We start from the raw sequence: 729 nt of genomic DNA, 5'->3' as shown, positions 1-729 counted from the left end.
GAACCGGAATGCATAGCAAACCGTCCAGACGACCTTTCTCACTCGCTCTGCGGCTGACCTTTTTTATCAGCCTGTCCACAATACTGGCGTTTATCGCCTTCACCTGGTTTATGCTGCATTCTGTTGATAAGCATTTTGCCGAGCAGGATGTCAGCGATCTGCAACAAATCAGCACCACACTAAACCGTATCCTGCAGTCTCCGGTTGATCCGGATGAAAAAAAAGTAAGCAAAATAAAGGAATCGATCGCCAGCTACCGTAACGTTGCTCTTTTGCTCCTCAATCCCCGGGGAGAGGTGCTGTACAGCTCTGTGCAGGGGGCTGCTTTACGCTCTGCTGTGAATTCAGCCGATTTTAGCGAGCACAGCCGTGCACGTGATGTCTTTCTCTGGACGGTGGAGGATCCTGCGAGAGCGATGGATACCGGGTCCGGAATGAAGATGGAAACATACAGAATTATCGCCTCATCTGGTCAGGCGATATTTCAGGGCAAACAGCAGAACTATGTCATGCTGACTGGCCTCTCCATTAATTTCCATCTCCATTACCTCGATGCGCTGAAAAAAAATCTGATTGCGATCGCTGTCGTGATAAGTCTGCTAATTGTTCTGATCATTCGCATTGCTGTCCGTCAGGGGCACCTGCCCCTTCGTAATGTCAGCAATGCCATTAAAAACATCACCTCCGAGAATCTTGATGCGCGGCTGGAACCGACACGCGTTCCCATTG

The 729-nt window shown here is 49.8% G+C and carries 1 pseudogene; it reads left to right on the top strand.

Going from position 1 to position 729, the window contains the following annotated elements:
- Nucleotides 1-8 precede the first annotated feature (8 nt).
- Nucleotides 9-729: pseudogene (gene silS, locus APU11_RS25890) on the top strand (copper/silver sensor histidine kinase SilS); the annotation flags it as partial.

The organism is Enterobacter sp. 50793107, from assembly GCF_001463365.1.
GTDB lineage: Bacteria > Pseudomonadota > Gammaproteobacteria > Enterobacterales > Enterobacteriaceae > Enterobacter > Enterobacter cloacae.
This window is presented reverse-complemented; position numbering and strand designations above follow the sequence as displayed.